The 18,787-nt window shown below is 57.5% G+C and carries 13 protein-coding genes, 2 tRNA genes and 1 pseudogene; 8 read left to right on the top strand and 8 right to left on the bottom strand.

Annotated features, from left to right (window positions below):
- Positions 1 to 343 precede the first annotated feature (343 nt).
- From KW829_RS03630 to ldtA, 3 genes are all read left to right on the top strand, one after another.
- Positions 344 to 775 carry a universal stress protein gene (locus KW829_RS03630; protein WP_100165954.1) on the top strand — a complete coding sequence of 144 codons (432 nt, stop codon included), beginning with the start codon at positions 344 to 346 and terminating at the stop codon, positions 773 to 775.
- 47 nt (positions 776 to 822) lie between these two features.
- The gene (locus tag KW829_RS03625; RefSeq protein WP_218307617.1) at positions 823 to 3,516 is read left to right on the top strand and encodes a cation-transporting P-type ATPase; all 2,694 of its coding nucleotides are present in this window, start codon (positions 823 to 825) and stop codon (positions 3,514 to 3,516) included.
- 62 nt (positions 3,517 to 3,578) lie between these two features.
- The gene (gene ldtA / locus KW829_RS03620) at positions 3,579 to 4,475 is read left to right on the top strand and encodes a L,D-transpeptidase (protein WP_218307616.1); all 897 of its coding nucleotides are present in this window, start codon (positions 3,579 to 3,581) and stop codon (positions 4,473 to 4,475) included.
- Positions 4,476 to 4,609: 134 nt separating this feature from the next.
- On the opposite strand, the gene KW829_RS03615 is transcribed toward ldtA, so the two are convergent.
- Positions 4,610 to 4,685, bottom strand: a tRNA-Asn gene (locus tag KW829_RS03615).
- A gap of 319 nt (positions 4,686 to 5,004) precedes the next feature.
- Between KW829_RS03615 and nac the strand changes: the two genes are divergently transcribed.
- The 4 genes and pseudogenes from nac (at position 5,005) to KW829_RS03595 (ending at position 8,260) form a co-directional block, all read left to right on the top strand.
- Complete coding sequence (gene nac / locus KW829_RS03610) at positions 5,005 to 5,922, top strand: nitrogen assimilation transcriptional regulator NAC (RefSeq protein WP_010432103.1); 918 nt, start codon at positions 5,005 to 5,007, stop codon at positions 5,920 to 5,922.
- Between the two features lie 96 nt (positions 5,923 to 6,018).
- Positions 6,019 to 6,969 (top strand): HTH-type transcriptional regulator Cbl, encoded by a 951-nt coding sequence (cbl, locus tag KW829_RS03605; protein ID WP_010432106.1) that lies wholly within the window; start codon positions 6,019 to 6,021, stop codon positions 6,967 to 6,969.
- 210 nt (positions 6,970 to 7,179) lie between these two features.
- Positions 7,180 to 7,278 (top strand): annotated as a pseudogene (locus KW829_RS03600) (RidA family protein); the annotation flags it as partial.
- 22 nt (positions 7,279 to 7,300) lie between these two features.
- Complete coding sequence (locus KW829_RS03595) at positions 7,301 to 8,260, top strand: zinc-binding alcohol dehydrogenase family protein (protein WP_218307615.1); 960 nt, start codon at positions 7,301 to 7,303, stop codon at positions 8,258 to 8,260.
- Between the two features lie 92 nt (positions 8,261 to 8,352).
- On the opposite strand, the gene KW829_RS03590 is transcribed toward KW829_RS03595, so the two are convergent.
- The 6 genes from KW829_RS03590 to KW829_RS03565 all read right to left on the bottom strand — a co-directional run bounded on the left by KW829_RS03590 (position 8,353) and on the right by KW829_RS03565 (position 16,559).
- Positions 8,353 to 8,428 (bottom strand) — tRNA-Asn (locus tag KW829_RS03590).
- Positions 8,429 to 8,592: 164 nt separating this feature from the next.
- Positions 8,593 to 10,782: a TonB-dependent siderophore receptor gene (locus KW829_RS03585; RefSeq protein ID WP_218307614.1), complete on the bottom strand. Its 2,190-nt coding sequence runs from the start codon at positions 10,780 to 10,782 to the stop codon at positions 8,593 to 8,595.
- A 26-nt stretch (positions 10,783 to 10,808) separates the two neighbouring features.
- Entirely contained in the window at positions 10,809 to 12,134 is a 1,326-nt protein-coding gene (locus KW829_RS03580; RefSeq protein WP_218307613.1) for a lysine N(6)-hydroxylase/L-ornithine N(5)-oxygenase family protein, read from the bottom strand.
- Positions 12,131 to 13,873 carry an aerobactin synthase IucC gene (gene iucC / locus KW829_RS03575; protein WP_371317563.1) on the bottom strand — a complete coding sequence of 581 codons (1,743 nt, stop codon included), beginning with the start codon at positions 13,871 to 13,873 and terminating at the stop codon, positions 12,131 to 12,133. Before iucC ends, KW829_RS03580 begins: the two co-directional genes overlap by 4 nt.
- Complete coding sequence (locus KW829_RS03570; protein WP_218307612.1) at positions 13,870 to 14,817, bottom strand: GNAT family N-acetyltransferase; 948 nt, start codon at positions 14,815 to 14,817, stop codon at positions 13,870 to 13,872. Before KW829_RS03570 ends, iucC begins: the two co-directional genes overlap by 4 nt.
- Positions 14,817 to 16,559 carry an IucA/IucC family siderophore biosynthesis protein gene (locus tag KW829_RS03565; protein ID WP_218307611.1) on the bottom strand — a complete coding sequence of 581 codons (1,743 nt, stop codon included), beginning with the start codon at positions 16,557 to 16,559 and terminating at the stop codon, positions 14,817 to 14,819. Before KW829_RS03565 ends, KW829_RS03570 begins: the two co-directional genes overlap by 1 nt.
- 138 nt (positions 16,560 to 16,697) lie before the next feature.
- On the opposite strand from KW829_RS03565, the gene KW829_RS03560 reads away from it, so the two are divergent.
- Positions 16,698 to 17,909: an MFS transporter gene (locus KW829_RS03560; RefSeq protein WP_218307610.1), complete on the top strand. Its 1,212-nt coding sequence runs from the start codon at positions 16,698 to 16,700 to the stop codon at positions 17,907 to 17,909.
- Here KW829_RS03560 and mtfA read toward each other — a convergent pair.
- Positions 17,906 to 18,703 carry a DgsA anti-repressor MtfA gene (gene mtfA, locus KW829_RS03555; protein ID WP_218307609.1) on the bottom strand — a complete coding sequence of 266 codons (798 nt, stop codon included), beginning with the start codon at positions 18,701 to 18,703 and terminating at the stop codon, positions 17,906 to 17,908. The two genes, KW829_RS03560 and mtfA, sit on opposite strands and share 4 nt — an antisense overlap.
- Positions 18,704 to 18,787 lie beyond the last annotated feature (84 nt).

The following is an 18,787-nucleotide window of genomic DNA, read 5'->3' as shown; positions in this document are numbered from 1 at the left end:
GACACTATTCTGCCAGAACAGTGACGACCATATAGGTAAATAAACCAATCGCCGTACTGGCGATAATGGCGAGTGCAATAAACATACCCAGGCGGATCAGGCTTAAACCATACATACATTCCTCCATGAGCCGGAAGCGGTGGCTGACTATGAGCATAGTCGGCGAAAACATAAATGTTAAATAACCATTATCAGTGGGGAAGCGCTAAACCTGATATTCCTGTGCTACGTTTAATATTATTCATCTCTTTTTACCGTAACTGGCATTAAGGGCAACCCCCTGCATTTAATGCGTTTTTTTGCTTCATTCACTCTCGTGTTGGTTATAAAAAGGATGCTCGATATGTATAAAAACATTCTCGTTCCGGTGGATGTCTACGAGACAAGCCTGGCGGATAAAGCGTTGCAGCATGCTCAGTTTCTGGCGCAAAGCGCATCGGGTGACATTCATTTGCTGCACGTCATGCCTAAGTTTTCAGCCGAACTGACGCGTGGTTTTATTTCAGATGCGCGCAAAATGGATGAATATATGATTAATAATTCGAAAGAAAAGCTGTCTGACCTGGTCAAAAAATTGAATCTGCCAGACGCGCGTGTTCATCTCCATGTCCGTAGCGGGAATGTTCGTGATGAGGTTATAAAGCTGGCGGATGAACTGGCTGTCGGCGCGATTATTGTCGGCTCGCGAAATCCCAATATTCAAACCCATTTGTTAGGATCAGAGGCGGCAAGTATTGTTCGTTACGCACATGTTCCTGTTTTCGTTATTCGTTAATTACAGAGAAGCAAGGTGATTTCTGAATAGAACCTGAGGAAGGAACGATGAAAACAGGAAAACCTGAACGTCCGTATTATCAACAAACCGTTGACGAAACCCTGTCGAATATCCACTCCACCCTGGAAGGCCTTAGCGGCACTGAGGCATCAGCCCGACTTCAGCAGCACGGTGAGAATGCGTTACCGCAAAAAAAGGGCAAACCTGCCTGGCTGCGCTTCCTGGCGCATTTTAACGACGTTTTGATTTACGTTCTGCTGGTGGCCGCGTTGCTTAAGCTCTTTATGGGCCACTGGGTAGACATGTTTGTGATCCTTGGGGTTGCCATCATTAACGCGCTGATTGGCCATATCCAGGAGAGCAATGCTGAAAAATCGTTGCAGAGCATTCGCAATATGCTCTCCAGCGAAGCCGTGGTGGTAAGACAGGGGAATCATGAAACGATCCCCACCACGGCACTGGTCCCGGGGGATATCGTGGTGATTCGTGCCGGGGATCGTATCCCTGCGGATCTGCGCGTGATTGAAGCGCACAACCTGCGCGTGGAGGAGGCCATCCTGACCGGCGAATCCACCGTTGTTGAGAAAAACAGCGATGCGTTAAGCGGGGAACTGCCTTTAGGTGACCGGTATAATCTGCTCTACTCAGGCACCACCGTCAGCTCCGGCGGCGGTAAAGGCGTGGTGGTAGCAACCGGAGGCGAGACCGAGCTGGGTCACATCAATCAGATGATGTCCGACATTGAAAAGCACCGCACGCCGCTGATGGTGCAGATGGATAAGCTCGGTAAGACTATCTTTATCACTATCCTGGTGATGATGGTGGCGCTGTTTGTCTTTAGTCTCCTGTTCCGGGATATGCCAGTTTCTGAACTGGTGCTGTCGCTTATCAGCCTCGCCGTTGCCGCCGTGCCGGAAGGCCTGCCGGCCATCATTTCCATCATCCTTTCGCTTGGCGTACAGGCCATGGCGCGTCGCAAGGCCATCATTCGCAAGCTGCCCACGGTGGAAACGCTGGGGGCGATGACGGTCATCTGCTCGGATAAAACCGGCACCCTGACCATGAATGAAATGACGGTCAAAGCGGTGATTACCGCTGACACGACCTATCGCGTGGAGGGCGACAGCTACGAGCCGGTGGGGAATATTCACCCCGTAGATGACCCAACGCCCGTCAGCGTGACGCAGGGTTCCCTGCTGGAACGCTACCTGCGCACCATTGACCTCTGTAATGACAGCCAGCTGATCAAAGACGAGCAGGGGCTGTGGAAAATCACCGGGGGCCCGACCGAGGGCGCGCTGAAGGTGCTGGCGGCGAAAATTCCGCTCCCACCGCTCGATACCGAAATGCGCAGTAAAATCCCGTTTGATTCGCAGTATAAATACATGTCCACGCTGTACCGGCTGGGCGATGAAGAGGTGATTTTAATCACTGGCGCGCCAGACGTCCTGTTCCGCCTCTGCCAGTACCAGCAGACGAATGACGGACTGCAGCCGTTCGATCAGCCTTACTGGGAAGGGAAGATTGAAGAGTATGCCCGGGAAGGCTTGCGTATGGTGGCGGCGGCCTGGAAACCTGCCCACGAGGGGCAACGCGAGCTGGATCACCCGGACCTGCATGATGGCGTGATCCTGCTGGGTATTGCAGGAATGATGGATCCGCCGCGTCCGGAGGCCATTACCGCCATTGCCGACTGTCTGCAGGCCGGGATCCGCGTGAAAATGATTACCGGCGACCACCCGCAAACGGCAATGAGCATTGGGCAAATGTTGGGGATAGGTAACGCCACAAGCGCTATCACCGGACGTGAGCTGGAGGCGATGGACGATCGCCAGCTGAGCGACGCCGCCCAGCAGTACGATATTTTCGCCCGAACCAGCCCGGAGGATAAATTCCGCCTTGTGCAGGCTCTGCAAAGTAAACAGGAAGTCGTGGGCATGACCGGGGATGGCGTAAACGATGCCCCAGCGCTCAAGCGGGCGGATGTGGGTATCGCCATGGGGATTAAGGGGACGGAAGTCACCAAGGAAGCCGCCGACATGGTGTTAACGGATGACAACTTTGCCACCATTGCCCGCGCGGTGCACGAGGGACGTCGGGTTTACGATAACCTGAAAAAGACCATTCTGTTCGTCATCCCCAGCAACATCGCGCAGGCTCTGCTGATCATCATCGCGCTGCTGGCGGGGAACCTGATCCCGCTAACGCCGGTCCTGATCCTGTGGATGAACATGGCGACGTCGGCCACGCTGTCGTTTGGCCTGGCGTTTGAAGCGGGTGAGAAAAACATCATGAACCGGCCACCGCGCAAGGCGAATCTCCATGTGATGGACGGCTATGCCATCTGGCGCGTGGTGTTTGTCGGTCTGATGATTGCCATCAGCGCCTTCGTGCTGGAAGCCTGGCTACAGCCGCGCGGCTATTCGGCGGAATTTATCCGCACCGTGCTGCTGCAAACCCTGGTCACTGCGCAGTGGTTCTACATGCTCAACTGTCGCGTGAATGACGGCTTCTCGCTGAGCAAAGGCCTGCTGGCGAACAAAGGGATTTGGATCGTGAGCGGCGTACTGCTGGCGCTACAGCTTCTTATTATTTACGCACCCTTCATGCAGATGCTGTTTGGCACCGAGGCGCTGCCGTTCCGCTACTGGGTCATCACCCTGCTGATTGGTTTTGTGATGTTCCTTATTGTCGAGGCGGAAAAAGTACTGACGCGCAGGTGGCGCAAAACCGAGGCGTGATAGCGTAAACTGAGAAAGCCTGCCTGAGCCCGGGCTTTCTCTTTTTATGAGCACAGGAAACTATGATTCGACTTATCTGGTTCGTCCTTACGCTGTGCGCCGCTGTTCCCGGTGCGTTTGCCGTAACCTATCCACTTCCGCCGGAAGGCAGTCGTCTGGTGGGAACCCCGATTATCATCACCGTTCCCGAAGGCAACACGCTGCCTCTGGAAGCCTTTGCCGCGCAGTACGGGCAGGGGCTGAGCAACCTGCTTGAAGCAAACCCGGGCGTGGATCCTTTTTTGCCCAAATCCGGCACCCGTCTGGTAATACCTCAGCAGCTGATTTTGCCTGACACCGTCCGCGAGGGGATCATCGTAAATGCGGCGGAAATGCGCCTCTACTACTATCCGCCTGGCGGCAACACCGTAGAAGTGCTGCCCATCGGCATTGGTCAGGCCGGACGCGAAACGCCGCGTAACTGGGTGACGGCCGTTGAGCGTAAGCAGGAGGGGCCAACCTGGTCTCCGACGCCGAATACGCGCCGCGCCTATGCGGCAGAGGGGAAAACCCTGCCGGCGTTCGTGCCCGCCGGGCCGGATAACCCGATGGGGCTGTATGCGATTTATATCGGCAGGCTCTATGCCATTCACGGCACAAACTCGAATTTCGGCATCGGGTTGCGGGTTAGCCAGGGCTGCATTCGTCTGCGTAATAACGACATCAAATACCTTTTCGATAATGTCCCCGTAGGAACCCGCGTGCAGCTTATCGACAGGCCCGTTAAAACCACCACCGAGCCGGACGGCAGCCGCTGGGTTGAGGTTCATGAGCCATTATCACGTAACCGCGCGGAATTTGAGTCAACACGGAAAGTGCCTCTGCCCATTTCAGCCGCACAACGGACGCAGCTGATAAACGAGGGGGCGGGCGCTGAACTGGAACGGCGGTCGGGGATGCCGGTGAAGCTCAGCGATTAAGTTCGTTTCGCCCGGTGGCGCTGCGCTTACCGGGCCTACGGTCCCGTAGGTCGGGTAAGGCGAAGCCGCCACCCGACAATTTTACCCGCCGCAGAAAAGCAAAAAGCCTGCTTTAAAAGCAGGCTTTTCAAATTTGGCTCCTCTGACTGGACTCGAACCAGTGACATACGGATTAACAGTCCGCCGTTCTACCGACTGAACTACAGAGGAATCGTGTGAACGGGGCGCATATTATCGACCTGCGTTCGCCTTGTCAAAGGATGGATCAACACCTTTTGATCGTTTGCTGACAAAATCAGCAAAGTGGCGCTTTTGCCAACGTAATGCACCGTCATGGTGCAAACATACCTCTAATGGGGCAGATCATAAACCGCTGTTTCAGTCATTAAACCCCCATCCATGATTAGCTTTCCTTATTTTCAGCCGCTTAGGAACAAATCAGACCTCTTCGCAAAACTGGCATTCATATTGCAAAACCAGTTCAACAACGACAGCCGGTTCCGGCACAGTTTTTTGAACAGGGGGCAAAATGAACTTAAGACGACTGAAATACTTCGTAAAAATCGTCGATATCGGCAGCCTGACTCAAGCGGCAGAAGTGCTGCATATCGCGCAGCCTGCGCTGAGCCAGCAGGTGGCTACGCTGGAAGGCGAGATGGACCAGCAATTACTGATCCGCACCAAGCGTGGCGTAACGCCAACAGAAGCAGGCAAAATTTTGTATACCCATGCCCGCACTATTCTGCGTCAGTGTGAACAGGCGCAGCTGGCGGTGAACAATGTCGGCCAGACCCTGAGCGGGCACGTTTCCATTGGTTTAGCGCCAGGAACCGCGGCATCGTCTATCACCATGCCACTGCTGCAGGCCGTTCGCGCTGAGCTGCCTGAAGTACTGGTCTACCTGCACGAAAACAGCGGTTCCGTTCTGAATGACAAACTGCTCAACGGCCAGCTGGATATGGCCGTCCTTTACGATCGCTCTCCCGTCGCCGGGATCACCAGCCAGCCGCTGCTGAAAGAAGATCTTTATCTGGTCGGCACCCGCGACTGCCCGGGTCAGAGCGTTGATTTAACCGCCGTGGCCGAGATGAATCTCTTCCTGCCGCGCGATTACAGCGCGGTGCGCGTGCGCGTGGATGAAGCGTTCTCCCTGCGCCGCCTGACGGCCAAAATTATTGGCGAAATTGATTCTATTTCCACGCTGACTGCAGCAATTGCCAGCGGAATGGGAGTAACGGTCCTGCCGGAGTCCGCCGCCCGCTCGCTGTGCAGTGCGGCAAACGGCTGGATGGCGCGCATCACCACGCCTTCAATGAGCCTGCCGCTGTCGCTGAATATGTCCGCACGCGGATCGCTGTCGCCGCAGGCGCAGGCGGTAAAAGAGATTTTGATGTCGCTGGTCAGCAAGCCGTCGCTTGAGAACCGTGAACTCCAGCTCGTGAGTTGATATTCCATAAAAGCATAAGATGCTGGTTTTTATTATTTGTTCTGCAGCTCAGCTGACTCTAACAATAGAGCTATGTCAGATGCGCCGGAGTGAATTGTGAATTTCCAGCAACTTAAAATTATCCGTGAGGCGGCCAGGCGGGACTACAACCTAACCGAAGTCGCTAACATGCTTTATACATCCCAGTCTGGCGTCAGCCGCCATATTCGCGAGCTGGAAGAGGAACTGGGGATAGAGATTTTTATCCGTCGCGGCAAGCGTCTGCTTGGGATGACGGAGCCGGGCAAGGCATTGCTGACCATCGCTGAGCGGATCCTCAACGAGGCCAGCAACGTGCGTCGTCTGGCGGATCTCTTCACCAATGACGCCTCGGGCGTGCTCACCATCGCCACTACCCACACGCAGGCGCGCTACAGCCTGCCGCCGGTGATTAAAGCCTTCCGCGAACTTTTCCCGGATGTCCGTCTGGAGCTTATTCAGGGCACGCCGCAGGAAATTGAAGTGCTGCTGCAAAACGGCGGGGCAGATATTGGCATCGCCAGTGAGCGTCTGAGCAACGACCCGCTGCTGGTGGCCTTCCCGTGGTTCCGCTGGTATCACAGTTTATTACTCCCGGTCGATCATCCGCTGAATCAGGTCTCTCCCCTGACGCTGGAAGACATTGCGAAATGGCCGCTGATCACTTACCGCCAGGGCATTACCGGACGCTCGCGCATTGATGAAGCCTTCAACCGCAAAGGGCTCACGCCGGACGTGGTGCTGAGCGCGCAGGACTCCGATGTGATCAAAACTTACGTCGAGCTGGGTCTGGGTATAGGCCTGGTGGCGGAACAGTCCAGCGGGGAACGCGAAGACGGGAACCTCGTGCGTCTTGATACGCGTCACCTGTTTGACGCCAATACCGTCTGGCTTGGGCTGAAGCGCGGACAGCTGCAGCGCAACTATGTCTGGCGCTTTATCGAGCTGTGCAACGCCGGGCTGTCGGTGGACGAGATTAAACGTCAGGTAATGGAGCCGGAGGAAGTGGCGATTGATTACCAGATCTAGCTGCTGGCTTGCCCGGTAGCGCTGCGCTGGCCGGGCTCGTCGCTCAGTTGAAAGGATAGTTTTTAGAGAGGGAATAGCACGATGGGAAGAACCCTTGAGCAGCTTATAAAGAATGATGGACAACGTCGCTTGTTTATCCGCCCGATCTGGCACCTGTAAAGTGTCTTTGTGTTCACCGGACAGATTTCGCCCCATTACAAAGGTACAATCATGACAACACGCGAAGCCGTTTTCCCCTTCGGACGGCAGGCGCTCTATGATCGTAATCGGTACTCACCTGCCATCAAATCTAACGGCTTCCTATGGGTCTTGATATGACAGAGGAAAATTAATGAAAGCAGCGGTTTATGACGTGGAAGGCGCTCCCGACGTCCTGCAATACATTGATGTCCCGGATCCGGTCGCAGGGCCTGATGACGTCCTGATTTCTGTCGAGGCAATCTCGATTGAAGGGGGAGATCTGATCAACCGGCGTTCAACGCCGCCGCCTCTTCCTTCGTGGATCGTCGGCTACGCGGCCGCGGGCACAGTGGTTGCCGTCGGTTCGAAAGTCCGTCATCGCAGGGTTGGAGACAGAGTGACTGCGTTTAGCATGCAGGGATCGCATGCGGAACGTTGGGCTGTGCCTGCGGAACGAACCTGGCTTATACCGGATGGGGTGGATGCAGCAGACGCGGCGGTGGTACCGATTTCTTTTGGAACCGCGCATCATTGCCTTTTCACACGAGGCATGCTTCGGCACGGAGAAACCGTCCTGATTCAGGCAGCAGCAGGGGGCGTGGGGCTCGCGGCCGTTCAGCTTGCCTCACAAGAAGGCGCGACGGTTATCGCCGTGGCAAGCGGAACGCAGCGAAGAAGTCGGTTGCTTGAATTGGGTGCCGATTATGTCGTGGATCGTGTAGAGGACAACATCGTTGACAGTGTCCGAGAGTACACCCGTGGCGCCGGTGTTGACCTCGTCATCGATCCGGTAGGGACGACGTTGCCTGTTTCGCTTTCTGCACTCGCTCCGCAAGGACGCCTCGTCTTCGTCGGTAATGCGGGCGGTGGCAGTCTGACTGTCGACTTGTGGCCGCCAATGCAGTCTAACCAGACACTCATGGGGGTATTCATGGGGCCCCTTTTTGAAAGGCCCGGCGTTCGGACAAGTGTGGACGACATCTTGCAGGCTGTGGCAGAAGGGCGCATCAGGGTTGTCATTGACCGCATCTTCCCCCTGGCTAACGCCGCCGCGGCCCATGAATACGCTGAGACAGCGAAACCGCTTGGCCGCATCGTTATGAAGCCGTGAGAGGGGGACCTCAACCTGGCCCCAACATGCTCCCGATGCGGAGGAGAATATCAAAAGCAAAAAGCCTGCTTCAAAAGCAGGCTTTTCAAATTTGGCTCCTCTGACTGGACTCGAACCAGTGACATACGGATTAACAGTCCGCCGTTCTACCGACTGAACTACAGAGGAATCGTGTGAACGGGGCGAATATTATCGACCTGCGTTCACCTTGTCAAAGGGGGAAAGTAAACTTTTCGTTCGTTTGCCGACAATTTCAGCAAATCGCTGATTTTATAGCAAATTCGCGTTGAAATTACACAGCAATATGCGCCGCCCGCAGGCGGCGCGCAGGATCAGAACAGTACGGAGTAGTTCAGACCAAAGGTACGTCCTCGGCCTTTATAGGTATACAGGCCCGGTGCGCCGTAGGTTGGGCTATACAGCCCCGGCGCGCGCTGGCCCCAGGCGGTGGTGTAGTCTTTGTCCAGCAGGTTTTCCACGCTGAAGCTGACCTTGCCCACCGGCAGGGCGTAGCTGCCCAGGAAATCAATGGTGTTATAGCCATCGATCTTCTTACCGTCGGCGTCAGATACGTCAAAGGTCTGCGTGCTCTGCACGCGCAGCGCCCAGTCGCCCGGTGCCCAGTTAACCCATGCGCTGGCCTTCGACGGGCTGGCGCTGTCGACCGTCAGCTTCTCCCATTTTCCGTTTTCACGCGTCTCAGACTTAATGGCGTTAAAGTTCGCGCCGGTGCTCCAGTCGCTGTCGGTGAAGAAATAGTCTACCTGGCCTTCGACCCCGTAAATACGACGTTTATCGTCTTCGAGGTTGATGGTCATGTCACTCTTGTTGATGGTGATGGTTTTATCCGAGAGCGAATAGTATGCCGCGACCTGCGTGCGCAGATTGTCGCCGGTGAAACGCCAGCCCAGCTCGTAAGCATTAACCTTGATCCCATCCAGAGTCGAGTCGTTCACGTTCACGCTGTTCAGCAGGCGATAGTGGCCGTCGACGAGTTGGTAGGTGCCAGAGCCGTAGTATTTCGCCAGGTCCGGAATTTCGAAGCCTTGCGAGAAGTTAAACCACAGCTGCTGCTGTTCGGTCAGGCGACCGAGTATCCCGGCGTTAAACAGGAAGTTGTTGTAATCCGTTTTCCCACCCGGCACCGCGTCGGCGGAGGTGGCTTTCCCGTTAGCGATGGCCTGCTGCTGGGCGTAACCAACAAAGTCATCCACCTTGTTTTCAGTGTACTGGTAGCGCACGCCGCCGCTCAGGGTGATGGCATCAATGTCATAGCTGGCCTGCAGGAACGGGGCAAGGTTGGTAATGCTGTAACCCGGATAACGGCCCACGTTGTAGGCATTTTCCAGATCCATACCGCCGCTTGCCGCCGCTTTACTCAGATCGAAGAACTGCTGGTTGGCATCGAAGGTTTCATGGTCGGCATCGACACCCCAGGTGAGGGTCAAATCATCCACCGGCTTGCTGTTCAGGGTCAGCTTGCCGCCGTAAAAGTCGGTTTTCTGCTGGGATGCGCCAATGCTGGTTACCGCGCCTTTACTCAGCGTCGGGAACGGGTAGTAGGTCAGGCTCTCATCGCGATAGTAAATCTGCGCGACCAGGTCCTGGCCCCAGAAATCGGTATTCGAGTACTGCAGGTTAATCAGGTGGCGCTCGGTACCGGGGATACGATCGGAGTTGAGGTTGTCTTTGTTGTAGGCTTTTGCATCGCCCGTCACCGCCGAGAAGTTCTCGCCGAGGAACAGACCGTGCTTCCCGTCGGACTCGCTCTTGTAGTACTGCGTGGTGAGCTGCAGCTGCTGATGATCGTCAATGTTGATGGTACCTGTGCCCATCACGTCAATACGGTCGGAATACTGCAGGCCGGTCTGGGTGTTATCGATAATCACCTCGTCGCCGTTGCCGTCATACCAGCCGCCGTAGCGCTGATACGACACCGACAGACGACCGGAGGCTTTATCGTTGCCGCTGCTGACGGCTGCCGACACGTTCTCATCGTGATCGTTGTGGCTGTTAAAACCGCTCTTTGTCCCGGTCTGGAACTCCACTTCGGTATCCGGCTGGCCCTTTTTGGTGACGATGTTCACCAGGCCGCCGGTGCTGCCGCCGCCATAGAGCGAGGTGGCACCGGAGATCACTTCGATACGATCGATATTGAACGGATCGATAGAGTCGAGCTGGCGGCTGTCGCTGCGTGACGAGTTCAGACGCACGCCGTCCACCATCACCATCATCGAACGACCGCGCAGGTTCATGCCGTAGTTGGTGCGCCCCTGGCTGCTGACGTCCATGCCCGGGATCAGCTGGGCCAGCACTTCTTTAATCTCTTTTCCGCCCTGAACCTGCTGCTCAATTTCAGCCCGTTCAATGACCCAGGTGGTCTGCGCCATTTCAGCCACGCTGCGGTGAGCACGGCTGGCAGAGACCACGATATCTTCTTCCTTTTGTTCTTCCGCCCACGCAGAGGTAGAAAGCATTGCAAGCAAGCAAGGATTTAAAACCCAAAGATGAGAACGTTTCATTGTTATGTTGATCCTGAATGTGTGTGTCAGTACTCGGTCGTTTTTGCTAAAGATTTAAAAACCTGGCTACTTTCCGGGCTGGCGGTGCTTCGCCAGTGGATAACGCCAGGGGTGGTAGCCAGTTCAAACGGCTCGTCATCGTGCGCGCGATTCAGAATTCGCGCCGCGCGCCAGGCCATCAGGCTGAGCTGGGGTTCGGCAATGCCGAGACGGTGCATCCCGGCGTTTACGGCAAACAGGCGGTTGCTCTGCGGGCCGTCCCATTCAAGGGTGAAATCGTTGTTAATGCAGAAGGCCTCATCCGTATCCCGATGGAGGCGGTGAAACAGCGGCGCGAGGAATGCAGGCTGCACGGCGCGGTAGCCGGTGGCGAAAATCACCACGTCGCTCTCCAGCTGTTCCTGACCGCCATCAAGATGATGCTGAATGCTCAGGCGATGTCCGTTTTCCTGGCGCGTGAGAGCCGTCACCGAGCGGGATGGCAGGAGGTGAGCCCAGGGTTTTTCACGCAGCACTTCAAAGCGGTGGTACATGGCGCGGTAAATCGCCAGCAGCGATTCCGTGGTAATACCGTCAGAGGTCATCTTCTGCTCGTGCAGCATCTGGCGACGCGACTCTTCACCGAGCGTGGAGAAGCTGTCCACGTACTCTGGCGTGAAGTATTCGTTGGCAAAGGCAGCTTCATCCAGCGCGTTGTAGTTGTTGCGGCGCGATACCCAGTTCAGGCTCCGCGGCTGGCCCCATTCACCGCGGAAGATATTCAGGAACAGGTCGGCACCGCTCTGGCCACCGCCGATCACGGTGACGCGCTTGCCCGCGAGATCCGGCGTGCGCAGCATCATCTCGCTGGCGTGGAAGCAGGTATCGTCCTGCATCGTGACGCAGTCAGGCAGGTTGATCTGTTTGCCAATTCCCACGCAGACGTGGCGCGCCAGGAAGCGGTCCCGCTGGGTCACCACCTCAAACAGGCTGCTTTTCTCATCAAACCTCACCTGCTGCACCTGCTGGCTGAATGACAGGTTGGTGAGGTTTTCCGCCGCCCAGCACAGGTAGTCCGCAAACTCCTCGCGGGAGACGGTGCGCTGCTCGGTGGTCAGAAAGCGGTAGAACTTTTTACGCTGCACCAGGTAGTTCAGGAAGCTGTGGCGGTTGGTGGGCTCCACGGCGCTGACCAGATCTTTCAAAAAGCTGGTCTGCATGTGGCAGTCCGGCACCATCATCCCAGGGTGCCAGGAGAAGTGCGGTTTGCGCTCAAGGAACAGTGAGCTAAAGCCGTCCAGCCCTTCCGCCAGAGCGGCGATGCTGAGGTTAAACGGGCCAATACCAATGCCGATGAAATCATAGGTTTTCATTGCGCTGACTCCCGGGAGGCGAGAAAAAGAGGGTTATCAAGATCGGTAACGTAGTTCGGCAGCATGCGGCTGCCGCCGTCGTGTTCGGAGAAGGTCAGTTTGACCGGGTTGAGGATCACGCGAATAATCTGCGGCTTAAACAGGTCGAACGTCGCGAAGCGCTCCGCAAGCTCCGGATGCGCGGCCATATAGCGATGTAACACCTGTGCCAGAATCTGGTAGAAACGGGTTTCGCTGACGCCGCATTGCAGGGTGAGGCGCGAGATAAAGCGCAGCACCGTCACAAAGTTGCCTGTTTGCAGGTCGTGAATAATGTAATCCGCGCTGAGGCGCGCCGTGACGGCCTTCACCTGCTCCGGCAGGCTCTGCGCCTGCGGGAAGTCTTCATCCACCAGGCGCATATCGCCCTGGAAATCTTTCAGCAGGATGCGCTGCGGGACGTAGTCCTTCATCACCAGCGTCACGTTCTGGCCGTGGGCGATCAGCGCCACGCCGTAGCGGCAGAGCAGGTGGTAGAACGGGATCACCGTTGCTTCAAACAGCTTTTCCAGCCACGCGTCGGCGCTTAACCCCGAACGGTTAATCCACGCGTCAATCAACGGGCGCCCTGCGTTGTCGGTTTCCATCAGCGCCGCCATCAGCACCGCCTGTTCGCCGTCCTCTAAATAACAGGATGGGTTCTCGCGCCAGATCACCCCCAGCATCTCCTGATAGCGGTAGGGCGCTTTCGGCAACGCGGCATAGCCCGGATGCGACAGATATCCGGCGGCGGGTTCGCCAAGCACCTGCGCGCCTGAGCGGGCAAGCGTAGCGTCGGTGGCAAACTGCTGCTGCAGCCAGCGCGAGGCCAGCGGCCCGGCGGCAATGTACTTGCCCGGAATGCCGCGATAGCAGGAGGTATTGTAGATGGTCAGTGGCAGCTTGATGTCATACGGCGCGCGGCGGCTGGCGTTGGTGAGCGTGCGCAGGGACTGCTGCGCCAGATACTCATCGCCAAACTCGCCCAGCTCAACCATTTCACCGCGCGCCAGCTGCGCCAGGAAATGAATGGCGATCTTCTGCTGCCACTGCCACGGGTGCAGCGGCACCGGCAGCCAGCTATCGTTCAGACCTAGCGCCTGCCAGCGGGCGTCAAAGCGGGCGCGCTCGGCGTTGTCCATGGCGCTGGCCAGCAGAGCGTTGATATCGCAATCGGCGTCGCTGCTCCAGACAAGATGCTCCCGCTGAACGGCAACCCAGTGCAGACGAAAACGTCCGCGATACTCAGGCGCGTACTGACGCAGCGCGTCCAGCCCCCAGCCGCGGCGACCTTTGTTGAAAATAAACTTCGGGTGACCGCTCATCAGACACTGTAATTCGTCCGGGTCGAGGTGGATCAGCGCGTCCGCGTCAAGCGCTTCACGCGCCTGAAGCAGCTGCATATCGCCACGCAGTGTGGCGTAGAGATCTTCCATGTGCTCTGCCGTTTGCGCGTCGCTCATCTCCAGCACTGTTGCGAGCTGCAGGAGTGCGCTTTCCGCTTCGACGGCTTCGCCGCTGGCGGTGATCAGGCTGGCAGGATCGATGTGCAGCCAGCCCCAGATCCCACGAGCGGCGCGAAACTGCCAGGACTCTCTGCCCATGGTGATGCGCCAGACTCCCGACGAAACCTGCTCAGCGCGCAGGGTGCCTTCGTATTCCAGCTCGGCGAGGATCTTCGCCACCATTTCGCGGTTCACTTTCTGCCAGAGCGCGTTCACAGGCCCACCTCGCTGAAGAAGCGGTGACGCTGGCTCATGATGAGGCGCGAGCGCTTGTGCGGGAAGTCGAACTCTTTCATCGTGTCAAAACCGGCGGATGCCAGATGGCGGAACAGGCGCTGATTGTCGAAGCGCGGCTCGGCGACAATGCGCGCGGTGCGCGGCTCATCGAGATATAAATAGTGGCTCAGGCCGCCCAGCCAACTGCGGATGTACTGCGCGCCGCGCCAGTTTTCTTCACCCACCAGCATGTGCAGCCCGCGGTCAAACGGCTGCCAGCGATAGTGACGGCCAATGCGGTCTTCCGCCGCCCAGTAGAGTTCAAAATAGCCGAACGGCTGGTCGTCAAAGCAGCCGATAACCGGGTAGCAGTAGGTCGAGTCAAGCTGGCGACGCAGGTAGCTTTCCTGCTCGGCCTGCGGGCCCGCCATCTCCCAGAAGGCGTTCACGCGCGGGTTGTTCATCCATTGGGTAAAACGCTCGCCGTCCAGCGTCACGTCGGCCACGCGGAAGCTCAGGGTGCGCTTAATTTGCGGATCGTAACGGCGGTACACTTCGCCCTGCGGGCGGCGAGGACGCAGCGGGAAGTACAGCTGACGGCTCTCATCAAACTGCATCCCGCCGCTGGACTGGGGCTGTTCGCCTTTTAGCCACAGCGGCAGCTGCCAGAAGGTTTCACGCGCCAGATAATCCCCGCTTGCCAGACGAAACAGTGCCTGCGCCTGCGGTTCATCCTGCCAGGTTGCCCAGGGCAGGGTGATGCCGGTCAGCGTGGGGGCGGCAACAAACAGCTGATCCAGCGCCTCGGCCAGCCAGCCGTCCGGGATCCCATTCAGACGCTCCAGCACAGCGCTGCCGTCAAGACCCAGCGTCAGCGGCAGGTTTTTTTCCGTGGCCGTGCAGCGAAAGCCGTAGCCGGAATGGACGATATTCGCAATGGCCATCACGCCTTCTCCTTGTAAAACGGGTTGCTAAAGTCGAAATAGATCACCGCCGGATCGACGATGGTGTTTTCATTGCGATCGTGCAGGTAGCAGAAGAAGTTGCCTTTGCAGTTCCAGGTCGGGCTGTCGAGCACGTAGTCGAGGCAGCGGGTCTGCATTGCCGTCTTGCGCAGTTCGGCCAGCGCGTCTCGCACCCGGGACATCAGGCTTTCCTCGCTGTCAAAACCGGCGGCGGCGAGGGCGGCGGTGACGGCAAGGGTAGAGTTCAGCAGCAGGTAGTAAGGGAAGTAGCGCAGCAGCTGGCTGTCGCCGAAGCGGTTTTCTACCTCCGTTTCACCCGCCTCTTTCAGCCACGCATCGGCCCCTTCGGTCCATGCACTGCCCTGGCAGTCGCGGTAGATAAGCCCGACGGGGAAATCCTGCTGCATTTCAACGAGGATATTCTGCTGGTGTGCCAGCAGGACAAGGCCGTAGTCCGCCTCGGCGCTGAACAGCGGGAGTAACACGCGGTCGCAATAGGCGTCGAGCCAGCAGCGGGCGGCCCGGTCGAGCGGTAATTCCAGACGCTGGCTCAGACGGCGCACCGCCGCGGCCAGCAGGCTGTCACCGCCGTCCGGCGCGGCCTGGGTCAGGCTCACCAGCACGTTGGTCTGGGTGTCTGGCGTATCGAACAGCAGATTGACGCGCAGGGCCATCAGGCTCTCTTCCTGAACGATGCCATTTTCGTCACGCAGCCCCGTCCAGCCGTCTTCCTGCATCACGCGCATGGTCGGGTAGCGTGCCTGCAAATCTTGCCAGCGTTCCGTTTTCGCCAGGCGCGCCAGGCGCATCCCGCGCTTAACTTCTTTCACCGACAGCGTGCGCACGGAATTGGTCAGACGCACGCTGAGGGAGAACTTAATCATGTCGCTGTTGGTTTCGCTGTACAGCGAGCGTGACGAGCTGGTGGGCAGCCATTGCGCGCCCGCTTCGCCCAGGTCCTGCAATGAACCTTTTTCCGCCAGACGCTGGCACCACGCCTGCTCCAGCAGATAGTCGGCCTGCCACGGATGCATCGGCAGCAGCCAGCGGGTGTCGGTGAAGTGGCCGAGCAGCTCAGGTGCGCTCTGTGCCGCGAAGCGCAGCAGACGTTCGCGCAGAGAGACGTTCAGGCTATCGCCGGCAATAAGCGTGCTCTCAACGGCAAACCAGCGCAGCGCGAAGCGGGAGGCGAAATCAGGCAGATAGCGCCGCGCCTCGGTTTCGCTGAACGGCTCATGGGATTTTGGCGCAGGGTGAAACGCGTGGCCGACCAGCAGCGCCTGTTCCGCCTCGGCAAACGTCAGCGGTTTATCGCGCAAGGTTGCCCAGCTGTGGCGCAGATCGATCGCCTGCCAGGTATGTGCATGGCTTTCAAGGACGCGCTGTTTAAAGCGTGCCAGCGTTTCGCTATCCAGTGAGCCTTTTACGGAGGATTTTTCAAGAATTAAATCAACCAATTGCGTAAAGGTGACGGCGACACCGCTATCGCTGTCGGCGTGGATCAGCGTTGCCGGAAAATGATACTGGTGATGCTGGGTAGGCGAAAAATAGCGTACGGGAACCCGAATAGCCTGGGTCTGGGAAAGCGGGATATGAATCTGCGATAACTCATCCGCAGCGGTAGCGGGGTGATAGCGCCAGTCCTTCGTTTCGCGCAGCAGCGCGTTCAAAAAACACTGGGCCGCAACGTCTGTACCGGCGGAGCGGAGCAGAGCACGCATAAAAGTACCTCATTCCATGACTGATAATAATTCTCGTTATGATATTCATTCTGTTTACAGTCGCAACTATTTTTGCAATATTTGTTTTCATAAACTTCATAATTTCCACATATTTATTGACACTATCTTCACAATTCTATGCACCCAACCTCTGAAACTTTGATGGACAACGTCACCCCGAAAGCGAACTGGCCCCTGGCGCTGTGCGCAGGTTTATTAGGTATCGGGCAAAATGGTTTGCTGGTCATGCTGCCGCAGTTGGTCAGCCTGACCGGACTCTCACTCTCCGTCTGGGCGGGGCTACTGATGTTTGGCTCAATGCTCTTTTTACCCGCCTCTCCCTGGTGGGGACGGCAGAGCGAGCGACACGGCTGCAAGGTGGTCATGATCGCCTCCCTCGGTGGCTATCTGGCCAGTTTCCTGGTGATGGCGCTGGTGGTCTGGGCGATGAGTAACGGCGTGTTGAATGCTTTGTGGGGGCTGGCGGGGCTTGTTCTCTCGCGCACGCTGTACGGCCTGACGGTCTCCGGGCTGGTGCCAGCCGCGCAGACGTGGGCCATTCAGCGCGCGGGTCTGGAGAAGAGAATGGCGGCGCTGGCGACCATTAGCTCGGGTCTCAGCTGCGGACGTCTGCTGGGGCCGCCGCTGGCGGCGCTGATGCTTAGCGTTAACCCGGTGGCGCCGCTCTGGCTAATGGCAGTAGCGCCCTTCAGCGCGCTGCTGCTGGTGCTGCGCGAAGCCGCCGATCCGCCGCTGCCGCCGGTGGCGCACCAGTCGACGCGGCTGAAGGTATCGATGCTGCCGTTCTTGGGGCTGGCACTGCTGCTGGCGGCGCTGGTGAGCCTGATGCAGCTTGGCCTGTCACCGCACCTGCATCCGTTGCTACAGGGCGACCCGGTGCAAATCAGCCATCATGTTGCGATGCTGCTGAGCCTGGCCGCACTGGCCACGCTCGCCGCCCAGTTTTTGGTGGTTCGCCCGCAGCATTTCAGCCCGATGACGCTGCTCTGCATCGCGGCGGTGTTAATGGTGGCAGGACTTGGGCTGATGTCTGTCGCGGGTTTAACGCTATTCTACGTGGGGATTGTTATCACTTCACTCGGGGCGGCGATGGCCACACCGGGCTATCAACTGCTGCTGAACGACAGGCTGACGACAGGGAAAGGGGCGGGAGTTATCGCCACCAGCCATACGTTAGGTTACGGGGTGAGTGCGATGCTGGTGCCTGTCGTCACCCGTTTTTATGGTGAGTCGTTTTTAATTGCTGCCGCATGGGGAATGGCGCTACTGTTTTTGCTGGTGAGCATAGGGGTACGCTGCTCCGCGCGCGCCCCTGCTGAAAAAGCTTAATGAACCTGGTGGGATGAATGACCGGCAGGGTCTTCGTTTTGCCGCAGACGTTGCAACGGATCCTGCTGGTAAAACTGGCAAAAACGCTGCCACAGCGCCGGGAAGCGTGGGGCAAAGAGTTCCGGTGCGCTAAAGAAATACTCTGACAGCACCGCAAAACACTCGGCAGGATCGGTTGCGGCATAGGCGTCAATACTGGCCGCGCTTTCCCCCACCAGGTCTATTTCATCCTGGATATTCTCCATCGCCGCATGCAGGTCGTGCTCCCATCCGGCAACTTCACGAAGCGGGATGAGCGGCACACCGCTGGCGCGATCGCCGTTGCGGGTATCCAGCTTGTGCGCAACTTCATGAATAATCAGGTTGAAGCCTGAGGCATCAAACGAGTCCTGAATATCCAGCCAGTTAAGGATGATCGGCCCTTGCTGCCAGCTCTGACCGGACTGCACCACGCGCTGGTTGTGCACCAGCCCGATGTCATCTTCCCACTCGTCATCGACGATAAAGGGGGCCGGGTAGATCAGCACTTCGTGGAAGCCATCCAGCCACTCAATGCCGAGCTCCAGCACCGGCAGACAGAAAAGCAGGGCGATACGGGTATTTTTCAGCGGATCCAGCTCGAACCCCTGCAGCGGAACCAGGCGTTTTTGCTGCAAAAAACGATCCGCCATCTGAACCAGTTTCGATTGTTCATCCGGCTTAAGATTAGCCAGAACAGGGATCGCCAGCGCGTCATCCCACGGCAGCGCCATATCCCGGCCAGCCTCATTCGTTTTCCAGGGCCACTTAATCATCGCTTTGCTCGCAAACTCGTCACTTGAACAAAAAGGGAAAGTCAGGTTCGGTTAAGATGCCAGAAAATCGCTCACTGCGACAAT

The sequence above is a fragment of the Enterobacter sp. ENT02 genome (assembly GCF_019219165.1).
Taxonomy (GTDB): Bacteria; Pseudomonadota; Gammaproteobacteria; order Enterobacterales; family Enterobacteriaceae; genus Enterobacter; species Enterobacter mori.
Note: the sequence above shows the minus strand (reverse complement) of the source record. Positions and strands in the feature narration are given on the sequence as shown.